This window comes from Sulfitobacter sp. M05 (genome assembly GCF_029285175.1).
Taxonomy (GTDB): Bacteria; Pseudomonadota; Alphaproteobacteria; order Rhodobacterales; family Rhodobacteraceae; genus Sulfitobacter.
The window spans coordinates 420,197-435,744 of sequence record NZ_JABEDH010000002.1 but is presented as its reverse complement, the minus strand read 5'-3'; the positions used below and the strand labels follow the sequence as shown (position 1 = coordinate 435,744).

The following is a 15,548-nucleotide window of genomic DNA, read 5'->3' as shown; positions in this document are numbered from 1 at the left end:
GCATCCCTTCTCGCGTTCGACCAAGTGGAGAGGTCGCGAACAAGTGATTCATGTAGTACTCGAAAAGCCCTAGTTCGGGCTGTCGCGCAGAACAGAACCTTTCGGTGCAACATGCGGTCTGTTCTCGTTCAGGGCAAAGACAAAGCTGATGATCTCGGCGACAATTTCCCAGTGTTCGACCGGCACCACCTGATCAATTTCGACAGTATCATATAACATGCGGGCCAGCGGCTTGTTCTCAACGATGGGGATATCGTTTTCAAAGGCAACCTCCCGAATACGCAGGGCAACCAGATCGGCACCCTTGGCGATGCAGATTGGTGCCATATCAATATCGGGGTCATATTTTAGCGCCACGGAATAGTGGGTGGGGTTGGTCAAGATAACACTTGCCGTCGGCACCACAGAGATGGTGCGTTGGCGCGACAGTTCTAGCCGGCGCCGCGCACGTTGACCGCGCACTTCAGGCGACCCTTCGCTTTCCTTCATCTCGTCGCGCAGGTCTTTCTGGCTCATCCGTTGCTTTTTGCGCCAGTCGAACCTGCGCCACAGGATGTCTGCAACTGCAATCGGCACCAGAAGCAGCGCTGCGGCCAAGAGCAGTTTACGGGACGCCGCGATGAGGTATCCGGGCAGGTATTCGGGCAGGAACCCTGCCATCATCCACACCTTCTGTACGGCCTCTAGGGTGAACCAGATTGCGAAGCCGCCAACGGCAAAGACTTTAACGATACTTTTGAGAAACTCGACGATCGAGTTGGCCGAGAACAGGCGCTTCAGCCCTTGTGCTGGTGAAATCTTGGACAGTTTCGGCTGGATGCGTTCAAACGAAATGACGGTTTCGCCCTGAATAACCGCGCCGATAAAGGCACCTGCCAACAACACGGCAAACATCGGCGCAATCGCAATGGTCAAGCTGAGGGTGAAATCGCGCATAATCTCGCCCAGACGCGCCACGCCGGTGGGGCCTGTGTCGACCGTCAGGGTGGGAGATTGTTCGATCAGGGCAAACAGGGCCGCCATTACCTTGGGGGTCTGCACCGGCAGGACGAATGAAATGATCCCAAGAAGGGCAAGAACCACCACCATATTTCCGGTTTCTTTGGAGGAAGGCACATCGCCCTTTTTACGGGCGTCCTGTAGCTTCTTCTCGGTCGGTTCTAGGGTCTTTTCTGTACTGTCGTTGTCCTCTGCCATGATCAGAACTTAAACCCGCCAAGCCATGTGCGAAACTCAGAAATATAGTAATCAAGGATCGTTGGCATGGCCATAGACAGGATCAACAGGCCGGAGGCAATCAACAGCGGAGCGGCGACAAAGAACACAGGCAGCTGTGGCATCATCCGGTTGGCCAGCCCCATGCCAAGGTTTAACACCACACCCATAATGAAAAACGGTGCGGCGATGGCTGTTCCGATGTAGAGGCTATGACCGGCCGCCTTCAGCAGTTGGTCGGTCATATCGGCCATGATGATCTGTCCGGGAGGAAATACCTCATAGCTGGACAGCAGGGCGCGCAGGATGATGTGATGTGTGTCAGTGATAAAGATCATGGCGACTGCGGTGATCAACATCAGGGTTGCCACCATGGTTGCGCCCTCGAACGATCCGAAAGACGGACCAAAGGCATTTGCCAGCCCGGAAACCTGACCGGCCTGAAAACCGGCGAACTGCAGGGCCGACAGTAGAATGCGTGCAGTCAGCCCGATCCAAAGACCGATTGTGATTTCGACCGCCAACAGCAAGGCGACAGCAATCGGGGCGGAGGGCATTGCGGCCTGTACCGGTGTCATGGGCAAGAGGGCGGCACAAAGGACCACTGCAAAAGACAGCCGTGCGCGGACCGGGATCTGCACCTCGCCGAAGGCGGGCATGAAGAGCAAAGCAGAGCCTAATCGGGCAAAAACAACGATATACGAAAAGACCAGAGAGGTGACAAAACTATCAAGTGACATCAGTCACTGCCCGACTGTTCCGACGGTGCGCAGGGACGCCTTGCGGTGGATTTCATTGTGGGAAATGACTTGGGTCATTGGGCTGACCCGTTCCAGTAAGGAGCGCACATAGGGTCGCGCACGCGGTGTGACCAGAATGGCGGGCCATTCATCGGCAGAGGAAAATTTCTGTATCTCCCGGCGCATCTCAAGCACGAATTCCTGTACACGCGACGGCGACATCAGGAATGTCTCTTCGCCATTGGTGGTGGAAATGCCATTGATCAGTTCTGTTTCCCAAGAGCCCGCCAAATTGATCACCGGTACATAACCCTGCGCATCGACAAGGGAATGGCAAATCTGTTTCGCCAGTTTGCCGCGGGCATGTTCGATTACGGTGCGGATGTTCTTGGTATTGGCGCTGGCTTCGGCCACGGCTTCGATGATCTTGGGAAGGTTGCGAATAGAAACGCGCTCGGCCAACAGCGCCTGCAACACATGTTGTAATGTGACCGACGGGTTGGTGTTTGAGCTATCGGCCAGAAGCTTCTGATAGTCCTTTTCCTGTCCCTCGATCAGCTCTTGTGTGGCTGCATAGGTCAGGATTTCCGGCATGTGTTCCTTGATCACTTCGGTCAGGTGCGTGGTGATCACACTTTCGGGGTCCACAACGGTCAGCCCTTGCAACTCCGCTTCGGAGGCGCGGGCCTCGTCGACCCAGATCGCTTCCAGGCCAAAGGTCGGTTCGCGGGTGCGCTTGCCGGGCAGGTCGATGTCCTCGCCGGTTGGGTTGATTACCATCATCATAATCGGATCGACTTCACCGCGTGCGGCCTCGACCCCTTGCAGGGAGATTGAATAAGTCATCGGCGGCAGGTCGGTGTTATCCTTGATACGCACCATCGGCAGGACAAAGCCGAAATCCTTGATGAACAGGGAACGCAGGCTTTTCACCTTGCCAGGCAGGGCGGCATTATTCGAGGTGATCATTGGCACCAGCGCCGTCCCCAGATCAAGCCGCACGTCATCGACGCGCAGCATGTCTGCCATGGTGTCTTCCTGCGCCGGCTGGGCGATTTCGCCGTCTTTTTCGGCCTGTTTTGCCCTGGCTTTTGTCTCGGCTGCCTGTTTTTGCATGGTATAGCCGAATGCGGCGAGACCAAGGGACATCGGCACAAAGACCGCGGCGGGGAACCCGGGCAGCCAACCAATGCAGAAGGTCAGGGCGGCCGCCATATAAAGCGCTTTGGGGAAATTGCTGAGCTGGCCCAGAACAGCGACGTTTGCCGCGCCGTGGGTGCCGCTTTTGGTGACCAGCAGGCCAGCGGCAAGTGAAACGATCAGTGCCGGAATTTGGGTAACAAGACCGTCGCCGATTGTCAGGACAGTATAGTTGCTCATGGCCTGCCCGACACTCAGGTTGTGGCTCATCATGCCAATCAGAATGCCACCGAACACGTTGATCAGAGTGATAATCAGGCCCGCAACAGCGTCCCCGCGGACAAATTTGGACGCACCGTCCATGGCCCCGAAAAAGGAGCTTTCCTCTTCAACCGTCTTGCGGCGCAGTTTGGCGTCTTCTTCTGTGATGGCACCTGCGGACAGATCGGCATCAATCGCCATTTGTTTTCCCGGCATCGCATCAAGCGAGAACCGTGCGGCCACTTCGGCGATGCGGGTCGAACCCTTGGTGATAACGATAAAGTTGATGATCACCAGAATGGTAAAGACAATAATCCCGATGACAAAATCGCCGCCAACGATAAAGCTGGCAAAGCCTTCGATCACGTTGCCGGCGGCCCCCGGCCCGTTATGGCCTTCGCTGAGGATCAGCCGCGTCGACGAGACATTCAGCGCCAGTCGCAACATGGTCACGACCAACAGCAGCGTCGGAAAAGAGTTGAATTCAAGCGGCGTCCCGATCCACAGGGCCACCATCAGGATCAACACCGAAAGCGACAGAGATATGGCCAGCCCAAGGTCCAGCAGGAAGGGGGGCAGCGGCACGAAGAGCATTCCGAGAATAAGCACAACACCGATGGCAAACGCGATGTCGCGGTTGTTGTGCCCGAACTTCAGAAGCCCGCCCAGTTGGAACGCGCTGGTGTTGGTGCTGTTCGCTGCCATCTTATTCTGCCTGTGCATAGGCAGGCAAAGCAGCCTGCAATGGGGACGTCGAATAGATCGACATGACGTTTTGTGTGTTTTGCGCGTTTCCGGTCATATCCGAGGTCCAGTTGACTGTAGGGGCGTACCATGGCGCTTGGTCATCTGCGGAGGCCTGCCTGACATAGCCGGCAGCCTGCTTGGTGAATGTCGAAAGATAGAGGTTCGCCAGTTGTTGGTTCTGGCTGAGCTTGTCCAGATAGATGGCCTTATAGCTTTCGGTTGAAGAGTGATAGCGGCCCGCGGCCTGCCACCAATCGCGGGTTTCGCCATATAGACCGAGCAGAAAGCGCGCGGCATAATCGACGTTTGCCCTTGGGTCTGTGGCTTCCTCAAGCGAGGTAAATTGATGGCCGTGCCATTTCTGGTTTACTTGCATACACCCGACATCTACCGACTGGGTGTCGTAATGCTGGGTTTGTTGCACCCATGCTTCTAGATCTTCTTTGGTGTTGAAAAAGACGCCTTTGCCCCGCGCATTTGCGGTCCATGGCCAAATTGTGATCTCGCCGTCCATCCGGCGCCCTGCTTCCTGAAGGCCAATCGCCAGCAACAGGTTGTCGGGAATGTTATAGCGTGCCTGCGCTTCCAGAATTTCTTTCATGCAAACCCCTGCGCCCGCTGGTGCGGAAACAGCCGGAGCCGCGGTCACCGTTGGGCGGTAAAACCCAAGCCAGCCGGAGGAGCCGTCGGCGAGGGCTGCGCCAGCCGATAAGATTACTGCAAAAAATAAGCCGGTTGCGCGCGCCTTCAGCATGTCAAACGCCGCCATTCACGATAAGGTCGAACACCCGGTTGGTCAGCTGGGTCAGTGTGGCAAAAATGAACGGCAAGGATAGGGCGATGGTCACAAAGATAGCCGCAATTTTCGGCACAAAGGTCAGTGTCATTTCCTGAATCTGCGTCAATGCCTGAAAAAACGCGATCATCAAGCCAACGATCAAGGCCACCGCCAGAACGGGGGCCGATGAGAGCAACGTGGCTTTCAGGGTTTGGCTGATGATTTCATAGGCTGCGACGGGTTCCACTATGCGGCCCTTGTGTTGAATAGACGGAAAGCGTGTCAGATCGGCATACGCATGATGTCTTGGTAGGCCTCGACCAGCTTGTCGCGCAGGGCGACAGAAACCTGAATCGTGCTTTCCATTGCCATGGTTGCCTCGACCACCTGTTGCAATCCGGCCTGACCGTTCAGGCCTGCAATCGCCATCCGGTCGCCAGTGCGCACCGTTTCAACCGCCTGAGCAGCGGCATTTGACACCATCGTCGAGAAGTCGGCAGCCGCTGGGTGGGTGCCGCTTGTCTTAAGCTTGGTGTCTGCCGACTTGGTATAGGCAGCTTGGACATAGGAGGAGCGAACAGAAGCAAAATCAGACATTTTCTAAATCCTATTTCAACATATCGACGAGTTGGCTGCGCATGTCGCGGGCGTTTTCCATCATCGACAGGTTTGCCTCGTAACTGCGCGATGCTTCTCGCATATTACTCATTTCAATCAGTGGGTTAACGTTCGGCAATTTGATGTAACCGTTCTTGTCAGCCGCTGGATGTGACGGATCAAAACGCAATTCGAACGGGCTTTCGTCGCGGCCGATCTCGCCGGCCTGAACAATTGCGGCACCTGTGCGGCTGTCCGTGGATGCCTCGAAGGACATTGTCTTGCGCTGGTAGGGATCGCCGCCGGGCTGCTGCGCCGTCGAGCTGGCGTTTGCCACGTTTTCGGACACTACGCGCAAACGGGCGGCTTGAGCGCGCATACCGCTTGCTGCTGTTTTTCCAATGCTGCTGAGAGGATCCATGCGACTTACTCCTTAGGCTTAGCGGCGGCCGGCGACCGTATACAGCATCTCGTGCGCCTTGCGGTACAGGTTCGCTGCAATCTTGAACTGCGAAGCGGTCGAGTTTGCTTCGATAATCTGCTCTTCCAGAGCGATGTTGTTGCCGGACATGTCCTCACCCCAGTTCACTTCTGTCTCGCTGACCACGGCCTCCGGCAGCGGCGCGCCAGCGCGAATGCCGTTTAGGTAGCTTTCGAAGGATTCAACGTCTTTGGCGCGGGCACCGCTGATGTCTGCATTCGCAATATTCTCTGAAACCACCTTTTGACGGTTTGCGAGCCATTGCAGGCGTTGTGGGGCCAATTCAAAGATAGATGTTGTTTCGGTATTCATTGTGGACTCGCTATTTATCCTTGCCTTATAACAAGGATAAATAGAATAGGAAAGTTTTAATCACATGCAAACTTTTGCGAAAATGCAAGATGTGATCTATTCATCTGCCAGTTCGAGGATCGTTGGAACAACCAAGGCGATCGTCGGGTTGACCTTGACTGTCGGTGGTTTGGAGGCGGTCGCCGGGATCGGCAGCCGGTGTCGCGTTTTGGGGCGCAAGGGTGTGGTCGACGGACAGGTCGTTGGCGCGCAGGGGGCTGATCTTTGTGTTTTGCCGTTCGGCGCATGGGACGGTGTTGCGGTTGGTGATCCTGTCGAGCTGATCGAGTTGGACGATATGGTCTATCCCGACGAAAGCTGGATTGGCACGGTTGTGGATGCCTTGGGGCAACCCCTGTCGCAATATGACCGCGCGCCACGCCCCCGCAAGAAATCGACACGGGCGGCGCAGCCCCCCAAGGCGTTCGAGCGCAAGCAGGTTGGCGAGAAGTTAGAAACACAAATCAAATGCATGGATGTTTTCACGCCGCTGTGCCGGGGGCAGCGCATGGGGGTCTTTGCAGGTTCGGGTGTCGGCAAATCAACGCTGATGGCGATGCTGGCGCGCAATACCGATGCGGATGTGATTGTGATCGGATTGATCGGTGAGCGCGGGCGCGAAGTTCAGCAGTTTATTCGCGAGGATTTAGGGCCCGAAGGGATGGCCCGTGCGGTTGTTGTTGTCTCCACCGGTGATGAAGCTCCGCTGTTGCGCAAGCAGGCCGCGCTGACCACCACGGCGGTTGCCGAGTATTTCAAATCTCAGGGCAAACAGGTGTTGCTGTTGCTGGACAGTGTCACGCGTTTTGCGATGGCACAGCGTGAAATTGGCCTCGCACGGGGTGAGCCGCCAACCCTGCGCGGGTACCCCCCTTCGGTGTTCAGCGAATTGCCGCATCTGCTAGAGCGCACAGGCCCGGGACGGGAAGGCGAAGGGGATATCACCGCGATTTACACGGTCTTGGTGGATGGTGATGACATGAACGAACCGATTGCCGATGCGGTGCGCGGCATTGTTGATGGCCATCTGGTGCTGGACAGGCGGATTGCGGAACAGGGGCGGTTTCCTGCCATTGATTTGCTGCGCTCGCTGTCGCGGATGTTGCCCGGGTGTCATTCACCAGAGGAGTTCGAAATCTGCAAAACTGCACGCCGGGCGTTGGGGCGTTATGCGGATATGGAAGATTTGATCCGCTTGGGCGCGTATAAGCCCGGATCGGACCCAGACACCGATCAAGCGGTTGCATTATTCCAGACAGTCAGCCCGTATTTATCGCAAAAACGCGGTGAATGCACCGGGTCGCGCCAGAGTTTCGCCGAGATTTACCGGATGATTTTGGAAGCGGGCATCGAGGATCCCCTGATCGGATTTTTTGCGCAGGATGGGGCGCAACCGGATGCAGGGCAGCCTGCTGCGGGCTAGAACACGGATCTGCGCGACAGGAAGCTGAAAACCAGAACACCGACCTGCCAAAAGGAAGGTCGGTGTTCATCGGCATAAAATGCGCCGCGCCCGGTCACGGATGGCTTACGCCAAACTGGGAGGAACCGGGCGGGGCTTTAGGCATTAACCCTGGTCAGTCCGAATTAACGGAACAGGCTCAGGATGTTCTGTGGTGCCTGGTTTGCAATCGAGAGAGACTGCGTCGCCAGCTGCTGCTGTACCTGATACGCTTGCAGGCGAGCGGCTTCTTCTTCCATGTTGGCATCAACCATTGAGCCAACACCGGAATCGAAGTTGTCGGTCAATTTGTCGAGGAACATCATCTGACCTTCCAGCGTGTTCTCTGTAATGCCCAAAGAAGTTGCTGCGCTGATAGAAGCGGCCAGCTGTCCTTCGGCTGTTGCCAGATCGGCTGCCAGGTCGGTGGATGTTGACAGGTTGATGGCGTCCATGGCTGTGTGGATTGCCTGAAGGTCAACGGAGTTGAAGTCGATGGTTGTTGTGGCAAATGAACCGCTTGAGCGGGATACACCTGTTACAACAGTCACAGCGGCTGCGCCGGTAACCAGGTCGTCGCCGTTAAAGGTAGACTGGTCGATAGCGGACTGCATGTTTGTAACCATCGCATCGATTTCCAGCTGAACTTCAGCTACGTCGATGCCACCGCTTTGGGCGAATGCAACGCGTTCAACGATCTGCTGTGACAGGTCCTTGACAGTTTCGGCACCAAGACGGGCTGTCGCGACGGAGTTTTTCGTCGCGGTCATGCCGTCATTCAGAGCTTTGAATGTTGCGCTGTCGCCTTTCATTGTCTCGGAAACCGAGAAATAAGCGGCGTTTTCCTTACCGGAGCGGATGGACAGACCGGTAGAGATACGTGTTTGTGTTTCGTTGAGGTTACGGTTCACGTCTGTAAGCGACGCGAGTGCGACCATGGCGGAATTATTGGTGAGAATGGACGACATTTAATGTTCTCCTTGGTTCTCGGATTTTTCAGTCTTCTGACTGAGGCAAGCTTGAAGCCAGCAAAAACCATTTAGGCGGCGAGGTTAACGGGTGGTTAACGAACGCAGTTTTTCACGCCTTCAGCGGCTAAAACTCCCGATCAATTCCCGTATCACCGCTGGAATTCGCGCTCATTTTCTTGCCCGACTTCCCATAGATATTTCCCAAGTCATTGCGGTTGCTGACTTTTTCAACTTCCCGCAGAATGGTTCGGGCAGCCACGGCCATGCGTGACAACATTATTCCATCTTCTTCAATATAATCTTTTAACTCGCCAAGGTGTTCTTTCACCTTCAGCTGCCTTGCGGCGTCGTGGTTCAGAAAGGGTTCGACCAAAGGGGTGCGCAGTTCAAGCCACTTGAGAATCTTTGACTTCTCTTCAAAGATGTTGCTGATGACCTCCAGTTCGCCTTTGTTGATTGCCTCAATTTCCTTGCGCAGGATGGCGACCGTCTCGCGGATTTTCTCGACATAGGCATCTAGATTGGCTTCGTCATCTGCCGTCAGGGCAATGGGGGCCTCGGTTTGTGTGTCCGGGGCGGGCCGTTCGCCAAAGTGAAACTTCTTCTTTAGTGTCATTTTTCAGACCTTCCACCACTTGCCAGAGAATTTCCCGCGCCGGTGTAGGCATCCATCATTTGCCGGACGCTTCCAGCGAGGCCCAAACCACCCTGATCGACCAGATGTTTGGCAACTGCCTCCGACATAAAGGACCGCCACATCTCGGCCTGCTCTTTCCCGCCAAAGGCTGTGTCGCCTGTGGTCTTCATCATTTCGTCGACAAACTGCGTCAGGAATACAGCTTCAAATTCCTTTGCGGTTTCGGCCGCCTTTGCCTGCTCCGTAACGGCTTTGCTCAATGCCGGCTGACCAGTCTGCGGCTGAAGTGGGGAAAGATTGCTCATCAGATAATCTCCAGATCAGCGTGCAGGGCACCTGCGGCCTTGATTGCCTGTAGAATGGCGATGGTCTGGCGGGCCCCGACGCCGATGGCGTTCAGTCCATTCACCAGTTCCTGAAGGCTGACATCGCCGCGCAGGATGGTAAAGCTGCCGTCTTTCTCTTCAATATCGATCTCGGTTTCGGGCACAACCACGGTTGATCCGCCGATCTGGATCGGGGCACCTGTGATCACTGCGGTTCCGCCACCAAAGCTAACCGGGCCAGGCTGGCTGACCTGATAGTTTTCCTGCACACGCACGGTCAGGCCGCCCTGACTGATCGCAACCTGCGCGATGCGGACATCCGCGCCCATGACGATGGTCCCTGATTTTTCATCCACCACCACGCGGGCAACCGAGTCCGGGGTCAGTGTCAGGTTTTCCACGGCCATGATGGTGTCTGCAACATTGGTCTTGCCGTTAACCCAAACCTCAACTGTCCCAGAATCGAGAACCTCTGCGGTTTTCGGGCCAAGGCGGTCATTGATTGCCTCGCGCATACGGTCTGCTGTTGTAAAATCCGGATCGCGCAGGGCGATGCGGATGCTGTCCAGCTGGAACAGATTGAAGTCGATCTCTTTTTCGACAATCGCCCCGTTTTCGATTTTGGCAATGGTGGGCACACCGTCAACGACGCTGGCTGCGTTTCCGTCAACACGATAGCCCGAGGTGGCGACAGCACCTTGGGCTACGGCATATACTGCGCCATCCGCCCCGGTAAGCGGCGTCACCAGCAAGGTCCCGCCGCGCAGGCTGGTGGCGTCGCCCAGTGATGACACGGTGATGTCAATCGGCGAGCCACGCCGCGCAAACGGGGGCAATTTTGCGGTGACCATAACCGCAGCGGTGTTCTTGGTCTTCAGTTCAGGGCCCTTAAGGTTGGCGACACCCAGCCGCTCAAGCATCCCGCGGATGGATTCACGCGTGAAGGGGCTGGAGTTCAGCTTGTCGCCGGACCCCAAAAGCCCCACGACCAAGCCGTAACCGATCAGATGGTTTTCACGCACACCTTCGAAATTGGCGATGTCCTTGATCCGCACTTCCGCACTGACCGGCAGCGGGCCGAAAGCAATCGCGCCAATCAGGGCGGCCCGCAAGAAAGTGTTCATAAAGGCACGCATCTACTTAACCTCATACCTGCAAGGACAGGCGTTCATTATCGTTCAGTTTTCTCTCACTTAGTGATTAACTCAAAATTAATCCACTATTTAATCATTGTAAAGAAAATCTATACTTGATAATTATCAAGGATAGTTTGAACGGGGGTTGGCAAACATATGAAAGCGTATGTTTACGAACAGCAGGAAGATCGCCGGCCAGGATTGGCGGCAGAGCTGCGCAAAGCGGGGATAGACCCGCAGTTTGTAGCGAGCGATTTCTTCGTCTCCGGTCTGGGTATCTTGACGCAGCAAGATCAGAAAAATCGTGCGATATTGCTGAGTGAATGCGACGAATTGCGTGATCATATCCGCGCGTTGCGGATGGCAAAATGTGTCAGCCCGATCATCGTGTTCCGAAACTTCCGCAATTCGCAGGATACATCCAGCCTGCTTGATTTAGGTGCGGATGACGTGATGGTCAGCCCGATCCGCGGCACCGAGGTTGTGTCACGGATGAATTCCGTGATCCGCAGGCTTTATGGTCATGCCGCTGACAGCATCGTCATTGGCGAGTTGACCGCGTATTTCGACGGGCGCGATCCGATCATTTCCGGCACGCGTATCAAGCTGTCCAAGCGCGAGCATTCGGTGTTCCAGCACCTTGCGTTGAACTCGAACAAGGTAATCTCGAAGGATGCGATCTATGACGCTGTCTATGGGTCAAGTATAGATCAACCCTTTGACAAGATTATCGACGTCTATATTTGCAAGCTTCGTAAAAAGATTGCAGCCGCTTCGAAAAGCGGCTGGCAATATATCGAGACTGTTCAGGGGCGCGGTTACCGGCTCATGTTGCCAGAGGCGATTTCCAAGGCCGGCTGATGCTGCGGGCCGCTATCGGAGGAAGTTCAGGATCGACAGACCTGACATGCGTGACGTGACCTCGTAGCTGGCCTGAAGCTGAAGCTCCAAACTTTTTACCCGTGTCGCCGCTTCGTAAGGGTCGACGTTTTCGTAATTGCCGATTTGTGTGCGTTGGATCAGGGACAGATCGGTCAGCTGGTTCTGGGCGGATTCAACGATCTGCTGATTAAAGCCGATCCCGGAAACCACCTCAAGCATGCCTTCTTGTGCGTTGCTAAGGGCCCCAATCACGTTCTCCATATAGGTCGCATAGGCGTCTTCGTTCATGGTGCTGACATCGGTAACAGCCAACATGGCCAGCCCCTTATAAGCCTCTGTAAAGGCAGGGTCGTTCGCCCGCACGCCATAGGTCACCTGCTGGCCTGCATTGACCCAGCCCTTAACGTGTTCTGATGGCTGTCCGCCGCCGTCGAGCGCGGGTGTGCCTTGATACATCGTCGCCTCGAAATTGCGGTTGGGGCTGCCAACATCGTTCGATGCAAACGCCAGGTCCATTTGGGCAGCGATGGCAGTCGCACCTGCTGCATCAACCGGGCCGGTGCCGTAGATCGAAGCAACGGCATCCTCGGGGGACAGGCCGGTCGTGGCGTTGGTATCTGACCAGCGCACCAAGGGGACGGAGTCTGAATCCAGACCGGAAAACAGGTGGTCGCCGTTGTGGCTGGTGTTCATCACCGCCACCAGTGTGTCCAGTGCAACGCGGGCATCACGCTGCAACGCTTCGGCATCGATATGTGGCCGGGAGGCGTTGGTCACCGCGCGTTCCAGGACGGATTGTACACTTTCGCGCGCTGTATTGACGGAAAGTTGCATCGCCTCAAGTTTGTTGCCCAGAACCTCGTTGGATTTCATGTAGGTTTGCGTATCCGCTTCACGGGCGCGTAATTTGATCGTTGAGACTGCATTTGATCCCAGATCGGCAAAGATGTCTGCCTTGCGACCGGTCGACAGTTCTTGACCGGCGCGTTGCAGCGCCTGAGAGGTGTTCTGGATGTTCCGCCGGTTGAACAGGCCGAATTGCAGGGTTGAAATACTGTTGATGCCTAAAGCCATCTTAAATCCTCACACTGCTGCGATTAATGTATCAATCATATTTGATACGGTGGTCAGCACTCTCGAGTTCGCAGCATAGCTCTGCTCGATCAACATCAGGCGCTGCATTTCGTCATCGATATTGACGCCCTCGGCATTTGATCGTGTGCCATTCACCATCTCTGCTGCCGTTTTGGCGGCGGAAAAGTTGTTTTGTGCCCGAACCCGTTCGGTGGACTGGCTGGTCGTCATTTCAGCCGCAAAGTCCTGCAAGGTGACCGAGGTTGCGATGCCCGTATTTGCAGAGGCCCCCATGGCGGCGTTGAACCCGCTGACAAAAGCCGCAATTTGGGTGGAGTCAGAAGCGGGCCCTTCGGCCGTAGCGCTAAGCCCGTCACGCATACGCCAGACCTCGGCATCGCCATTCAGGGATACCTTTTCATTCACCTGAAGCCGGCTTGCGAGGCCCGTCAGGTTGAGCGGGTCAAAGGCCGCGCCATTGTCGGTGAACAGACCGGCATCGCCGGGGGCAAGTGAGGTGTCCGAGCTTTCAAAGCTCTGGATCAGGCCGCGTGCGTATTCATCAAGCTGTGCGTTGAACTTTGGAATGACCGAGCGTTTCAGTTCCGATAGGCCGGCAAGGCTGCCGTGCTGCAATCCGCGCACGCCGTCCTTGAATGGGGTGATGTCCTGTTGGCCGGCCATCAAGGTGCCGTCGCCGGGATTAAATGTGACGTCCTGTACCGTTTGCCCTTCGATCAGGGCTGCGCCGCCGATGGTGTAAACGCTGACTGAACCGGTCGAAGAGAAAGAAACTCTTGTGTCGACAATCCCGGAAATCTGATCCAGCAGCCCGTCGATCTTTTCACCCATATCAGCCGCGCCTGCGGTGCCGGGTTCAAAGGCCTGCCTTTTGGCATTGAGATCCTTCAGCTGGTAAAGCGCCTGATTAAGGTCGGCGACCTCATAACGCATTTCCATATCAACTTCGCTGAGGGTGGTGCCCAGGCTGGTCGCCGCGCCGCGCACTGATTGCGCCAGCTCTTCGGCGGAAAGGACAGCACCAGCCTGCGCGCCATGCGAAGACGGCAGGTTCACCAATGTTGTCAGGCTGTTTTGGAAGGCGCTGAACTTGTCCGCCGGCGATGTGCCGTCGCCGGGTTGTCCCAGAAACGCAGTATATCGGCTCAGACCCTCATCAAGGACCTGATACCGAACCATTTTTCCGGTTTCCAGACGGGACATCCGTTGCAGTGACGCGTCTACGTCGCGGCGGATGTCTGCGATTGTGACGCCATGCTGGCCGGTGACGGTCGACACGACGGAAACGCTCCGTCGTGTGTATCCCGGCGTCAATGCATTGGCGACGTTGTCGGCCGCAACACTTGAGAGTGTCTGCGTTGTACGCAGTCCGGATGATGCGGTATTTAGTGCCCCTGTCAGACTCATGTCTTACTCCGGCATTAAGGGTTTAGCGTTTCAATCGGGTTGTTTCGTCCATCAACTCGTCAACCGTTGTGATCACCTTGGCGTTTGTCGAAAACGCCCGCTGAGCTTTGATCAGATCGGTCATTTCCTGAGCGATATCGACGTTGGACCCTTCAAGCGCACCGGCGTTTATCGCGCCAACGGTCGAGCTGTTGGCCCGCAACGCATTGAAAGAACCGGTTTCACCAGAGAGGTTATAGGCATTGCCCTTGGCCGCGATCAAACCGTTCGGATTGTCGACAATGGCGACCGGAATTTCATAAAGTGGGCGGCGCATGCCGTTGTCAAAGATGCCAAACAGCACCCCGTCCGGTGAAATCTCGCTGCGGACAAGTTCGCCCGCGCTTGACCCATCGCGGTCAAACGAGAGGCTGAAGTCGCCGGCGAATTGGGTGATCCCTTCGAATGAGCCCGGTGCGCCAAGCTCCAGTTCGAGAACCTGTGGTGTTGCCCCGTTGTCCAGCGTCAGCGTTGCAATGCCAGTTGCCGGATCAAAGGCAAAGGCGGCAGGCGCGGTCGCAGTCGAGGTGATTGCAGAATAAGTCAACGGAGAGCCGGCTTCGGGGCCGGAATCGTTAAACTCAACCGTCACCGTCCCAAGTGAGTTGCCATCCTGATCCGTCAGTTCGAGGTCCCAGGTGTTGGCTGTTGTGGTTGGCGTCCATGACTGACCGATCCGCTGGCTTTCACCCAACGGCGTGAACACTTCAGAAGAGGTAAGGAACGGGGCGCCGGGTACCGCAACGCCAGTATCTTGCGATGGCAGGTTGCCTGATGCGGCAACCTTGGTTGTTACCCCTGCAGAGATATTGATGTTGCCGGTATTCACGGTTTCCATCTGGTCAAAAGAACTGCGGTCAACCGAACCGATGGTTCCGTCCAACCCATAGGGGTAACCGGCAAGATAGTACCCAGCCGCGTTGCGCAAATCGCCGTTTTCGTCCGGCAGGAATGACCCAGCACGGGTAAGCAGGTAATTCGTCGCAACTGGGTCGTTCGGGTTGATCGACACCGGGAAAAAGCCGTTGCCGCCGATCGCCAGGTCGGTGGAGGACTGAGTGGAGATCAGGCCGCCGGCGGAGGAGATATCAACCTCATCCACGCCTGCAACGGACAAAACGCCTTCTTTGTTGCCGCCGGAGGCTGTCGTCGTGACCATATGAACAAAGCCACGGCGATAGCCTACTGTATTAGCATTTGCGATGTTTTCGGAAATGCTGCCTACTGCTTTTGAATTGGCCTGAAGGCCACTCACACCCGTTTGGAGTGCGCTTGAAATACTCATAGTCCCGCCTCTTTTGGTT

17 protein-coding genes are annotated in these 15,548 nt (G+C 56.0%); 2 read left to right on the top strand and 15 right to left on the bottom strand.

The features are described from left to right. Positions 1–69: 69 nt before the first annotated feature. The 8 genes from flhB to HKX44_RS10225 all read right to left on the bottom strand — a co-directional run bounded on the left by flhB (position 70) and on the right by HKX44_RS10225 (position 6,271). On the bottom strand, positions 70–1,197 hold the full coding sequence (gene flhB, locus HKX44_RS10260) for a flagellar biosynthesis protein FlhB (protein ID WP_276151233.1): 1,128 nt from the start codon (positions 1,195–1,197) through the stop codon (positions 70–72). A gap of 2 nt (positions 1,198–1,199) precedes the next feature. After that, positions 1,200–1,955, bottom strand: a complete 756-nt coding sequence (locus HKX44_RS10255; protein ID WP_276151232.1) for a flagellar biosynthetic protein FliR — start codon at positions 1,953–1,955, stop codon at positions 1,200–1,202. A gap of 3 nt (positions 1,956–1,958) precedes the next feature. Further along, positions 1,959–4,061: a flagellar biosynthesis protein FlhA gene (gene flhA, locus HKX44_RS10250; protein WP_276151231.1), complete on the bottom strand. Its 2,103-nt coding sequence runs from the start codon at positions 4,059–4,061 to the stop codon at positions 1,959–1,961. A 1-nt stretch (position 4,062) separates the two neighbouring features. Beyond that, the gene (locus HKX44_RS10245) at positions 4,063–4,704 is read right to left on the bottom strand and encodes a transglycosylase SLT domain-containing protein (protein ID WP_276153714.1); all 642 of its coding nucleotides are present in this window, start codon (positions 4,702–4,704) and stop codon (positions 4,063–4,065) included. Between the two features lie 154 nt (positions 4,705–4,858). Beyond that, entirely contained in the window at positions 4,859–5,128 is a 270-nt protein-coding gene (fliQ, locus tag HKX44_RS10240; RefSeq protein ID WP_276151229.1) for a flagellar biosynthesis protein FliQ, read from the bottom strand. Between the two features lie 35 nt (positions 5,129–5,163). After that, positions 5,164–5,478, bottom strand: a complete 315-nt coding sequence (locus HKX44_RS10235; RefSeq protein WP_276151228.1) for a flagellar hook-basal body complex protein FliE — start codon at positions 5,476–5,478, stop codon at positions 5,164–5,166. Between the two features lie 10 nt (positions 5,479–5,488). Continuing rightward, positions 5,489–5,899 (bottom strand): flagellar basal body rod protein FlgC, encoded by a 411-nt coding sequence (gene flgC, locus HKX44_RS10230; protein WP_276151227.1) that lies wholly within the window; start codon positions 5,897–5,899, stop codon positions 5,489–5,491. An 18-nt stretch (positions 5,900–5,917) separates the two neighbouring features. Beyond that, on the bottom strand, positions 5,918–6,271 hold the full coding sequence (locus HKX44_RS10225; protein WP_276151226.1) for a flagellar basal body protein: 354 nt from the start codon (positions 6,269–6,271) through the stop codon (positions 5,918–5,920). 64 nt (positions 6,272–6,335) lie between these two features. Between HKX44_RS10225 and HKX44_RS10220 the strand changes: the two genes are divergently transcribed. Then, positions 6,336–7,733 (top strand): FliI/YscN family ATPase, encoded by a 1,398-nt coding sequence (locus tag HKX44_RS10220; protein WP_276153213.1) that lies wholly within the window; start codon positions 6,336–6,338, stop codon positions 7,731–7,733. A 164-nt stretch (positions 7,734–7,897) separates the two neighbouring features. Here HKX44_RS10220 and HKX44_RS10215 read toward each other — a convergent pair whose 3' ends face one another. From HKX44_RS10215 to HKX44_RS10200, 4 genes are all read right to left on the bottom strand, one after another. After that, positions 7,898–8,719, bottom strand: coding sequence for a flagellin (locus HKX44_RS10215; RefSeq protein ID WP_276151225.1), 822 nt, complete (start codon positions 8,717–8,719; stop codon positions 7,898–7,900). Between the two features lie 127 nt (positions 8,720–8,846). Continuing rightward, a complete protein-coding gene (locus HKX44_RS10210) occupies positions 8,847–9,338 on the bottom strand; it encodes a flagellar biosynthesis protein FlgI (protein ID WP_276151224.1) in 492 nt (163 codons plus the stop codon). Continuing rightward, entirely contained in the window at positions 9,335–9,664 is a 330-nt protein-coding gene (locus HKX44_RS10205) for a rod-binding protein (protein ID WP_276151223.1), read from the bottom strand. The genes HKX44_RS10210 and HKX44_RS10205 overlap by 4 nt, the downstream gene beginning before the upstream one ends. Further along, positions 9,664–10,821: a flagellar basal body P-ring protein FlgI gene (locus HKX44_RS10200; RefSeq protein WP_276153212.1), complete on the bottom strand. Its 1,158-nt coding sequence runs from the start codon at positions 10,819–10,821 to the stop codon at positions 9,664–9,666. The genes HKX44_RS10205 and HKX44_RS10200 overlap by 1 nt, the downstream gene beginning before the upstream one ends. 156 nt (positions 10,822–10,977) lie before the next feature. Here HKX44_RS10200 and HKX44_RS10195 point away from each other — a divergent pair, with 156 nt between their 5' ends. Next, a complete protein-coding gene (locus HKX44_RS10195; RefSeq protein ID WP_276151221.1) occupies positions 10,978–11,682 on the top strand; it encodes a response regulator transcription factor in 705 nt (234 codons plus the stop codon). Positions 11,683–11,694: 12 nt separating this feature from the next. On the opposite strand, the gene HKX44_RS10190 is transcribed toward HKX44_RS10195, so the two are convergent. Genes HKX44_RS10190 through HKX44_RS10180 form a run of 3 tightly spaced genes read right to left on the bottom strand, consistent with a single transcriptional unit; the run spans position 11,695 to position 15,529 of the window. Further along, positions 11,695–12,777, bottom strand: coding sequence for a flagellin (locus tag HKX44_RS10190; RefSeq protein ID WP_276151220.1), 1,083 nt, complete (start codon positions 12,775–12,777; stop codon positions 11,695–11,697). A gap of 9 nt (positions 12,778–12,786) precedes the next feature. After that, a complete protein-coding gene (gene flgK, locus HKX44_RS10185; RefSeq protein WP_276151219.1) occupies positions 12,787–14,205 on the bottom strand; it encodes a flagellar hook-associated protein FlgK in 1,419 nt (472 codons plus the stop codon). A gap of 22 nt (positions 14,206–14,227) precedes the next feature. Continuing rightward, the gene (locus HKX44_RS10180) at positions 14,228–15,529 is read right to left on the bottom strand and encodes a flagellar hook-basal body complex protein (protein WP_276151218.1); all 1,302 of its coding nucleotides are present in this window, start codon (positions 15,527–15,529) and stop codon (positions 14,228–14,230) included. Positions 15,530–15,548: the final 19 nt, after the last annotated feature.

Coding starts and splice junctions, on each gene's coding strand:
- flhA (WP_276151231.1), bottom strand. CDS start 4,061: ATGGCAGCGAACAGCACCAACACCAGCGCGTTCCAACTGGGCGGGCTT.
- flgK (WP_276151219.1), bottom strand. CDS start 14,205: ATGAGTCTGACAGGGGCACTAAATACCGCATCATCCGGACTGCGTACA.
- HKX44_RS10210 (WP_276151224.1), bottom strand. CDS start 9,338: ATGACACTAAAGAAGAAGTTTCACTTTGGCGAACGGCCCGCCCCGGAC.
- HKX44_RS10220 (WP_276153213.1), top strand. CDS start 6,336: ATGCAAACTTTTGCGAAAATGCAAGATGTGATCTATTCATCTGCCAGT.
- HKX44_RS10195 (WP_276151221.1), top strand. CDS start 10,978: ATGAAAGCGTATGTTTACGAACAGCAGGAAGATCGCCGGCCAGGATTG.
- flgC (WP_276151227.1), bottom strand. CDS start 5,899: ATGGATCCTCTCAGCAGCATTGGAAAAACAGCAGCAAGCGGTATGCGC.
- HKX44_RS10180 (WP_276151218.1), bottom strand. CDS start 15,529: ATGAGTATTTCAAGCGCACTCCAAACGGGTGTGAGTGGCCTTCAGGCC.
- HKX44_RS10225 (WP_276151226.1), bottom strand. CDS start 6,271: ATGAATACCGAAACAACATCTATCTTTGAATTGGCCCCACAACGCCTG.
- HKX44_RS10200 (WP_276153212.1), bottom strand. CDS start 10,821: ATGCGTGCCTTTATGAACACTTTCTTGCGGGCCGCCCTGATTGGCGCG.
- HKX44_RS10235 (WP_276151228.1), bottom strand. CDS start 5,478: ATGTCTGATTTTGCTTCTGTTCGCTCCTCCTATGTCCAAGCTGCCTAT.
- flhB (WP_276151233.1), bottom strand. CDS start 1,197: ATGGCAGAGGACAACGACAGTACAGAAAAGACCCTAGAACCGACCGAG.
- HKX44_RS10255 (WP_276151232.1), bottom strand. CDS start 1,955: ATGTCACTTGATAGTTTTGTCACCTCTCTGGTCTTTTCGTATATCGTT.
- HKX44_RS10190 (WP_276151220.1), bottom strand. CDS start 12,777: ATGGCTTTAGGCATCAACAGTATTTCAACCCTGCAATTCGGCCTGTTC.
- HKX44_RS10215 (WP_276151225.1), bottom strand. CDS start 8,719: ATGTCGTCCATTCTCACCAATAATTCCGCCATGGTCGCACTCGCGTCG.
- HKX44_RS10245 (WP_276153714.1), bottom strand. CDS start 4,704: ATGAAAGAAATTCTGGAAGCGCAGGCACGCTATAACATTCCCGACAAC.
- HKX44_RS10205 (WP_276151223.1), bottom strand. CDS start 9,664: ATGAGCAATCTTTCCCCACTTCAGCCGCAGACTGGTCAGCCGGCATTG.